The organism is Mesorhizobium sp. M2A.F.Ca.ET.039.01.1.1 (assembly GCF_003998035.1).
GTDB lineage: Bacteria > Pseudomonadota > Alphaproteobacteria > Rhizobiales > Rhizobiaceae > Mesorhizobium.
In genome coordinates, this window is sequence record NZ_RZRY01001102.1 from 1 (window position 1) to 1,521 (window position 1,521).

At 62.5% G+C, this 1,521-nt stretch carries 1 protein-coding gene; it reads right to left on the reverse strand.

The window, feature by feature from the left end; genetic code table 11:
- Positions 1–925: type III PLP-dependent enzyme (locus tag EOA24_RS37625; RefSeq protein WP_133374902.1), on the reverse strand; the 925-nt coding region annotated here is incomplete at its 3' end.
- Positions 926–1,521 lie beyond the last annotated feature (596 nt).

Here is a 1,521-nt window from a genome sequence, read left to right on the forward strand (position 1 = left end):
GGGTGACCAGCGGATAGCGGATCGCCTCGTCCATCGTCTCGGCGAGACCGCCGAACTTGCCGATGTCGAGGAACACCCAGCGCACATTGTCATTGTCGGCCTTCTTGGAGATCAGCACGACTTCCGACTTGATGACGCCGGCATTGCCGACCATGCCGCGGCCCGGCTCGATGATCGTCTCGGGCAGCGCATTGCCGAAATGCTTGCGCAGCGCCGAGAAGATCGCCTGGCCGTAGGCCTGGGCCACTGGTACGTCCTTCAAGTAACGGGTCGGGAAGCCGCCGCCCATATTGACCATCTTGAGCACGATGCCTTCCTCGGCGAGCGTCGCGAACACCTTCTTGGCGTCGCCCAGCGCGCGGTCCCAGGCCGACAGGTCGGTCTGCTGCGAGCCGACATGGAACGACACGCCATAGGCGTCGAGGCCGAGGCCCTTGGCATGGCGCAGCACGTCGACGGCCATCGCGGGCACGCAGCCGAACTTGCGCGACAGCGGCCACTCGGCGCCCTCGCCGTCGGTCAGCACGCGACAGAACACGCGCGAGCCGGGGGCGACGCGGGCGATCTTCTCCACCTCCTCCACGCAGTCCACGGCGTAGAGGCGAATGCCGAGCTGGTAGGCGCGTGCGATGTCACGCTCCTTCTTGATGGTGTTGCCGAAGGAAATGCGATCGGCCGGCGCGCCGGCATCCATCGCCATCTCGACCTCGGCAACCGATGCGGTGTCGAAGGACGAGCCCATCGCAGCAAGGAGGCGCAGTATCTCCGGCGCCGGGTTTGCTTTCACCGCATAATAGATCTTGGAATCGGGCAGCGCCTTCTCGAAGGCGCGGAAATTGTCGCGCACGACATCGAGGTCGACGACGAGGCAGGGACCGTTCGGACGTCGGGTGGCGAGGAAGTCAAGGATGCGCTGGGTGGCCATCGGGGTCTCTCCATAACGCCTTTCGGCGCGCACAAAGGCTGCGGAACGCGGGCGCTCAGCCTCGCGAACTCGCGGTCAAACAAAGGCGGGACGTCAAATCCATGGAACCAGCCGGTGGAGACCCCGGAACCATGAAATGCCGTCTCGCGGCGATGAACCTTGGCCTTGCCCGGCCTCGGTTCGCTTTGTCTGCCTTGGCTTGGATGGGAGAGCCCCGTCCGCACTGCCGGCAATGAAGGTGTGCCTCTTTAGTAACCCCGGTCTTTGGACAACCGGAAGAGAACCAGAAAGGCCCGCACCGTCGTTGCTTCAAGGTGTCCTCGGTCTTGTGGTTGGCCACTGACCGACTGGAGGGGTTGGCTCCAGTTACCTTACCGATTGCCCTCACCATTCGAGGATCGGCGGACACCCACAGGCACGTGCGACTTTGGGCAAGCGCGATATAGGAGCGAAGGGTTTCACAATCAACAAAAATCGTAAGCCCAGGTTGTAAAATTTCTGGCATCGAACAATGTTGGTCCGACTGTATCCGGAAATCGAACGATGCCAGGAACTCAAGGACCGCTGAACGCCTTCCTCAATCTGCGCCAAATGCC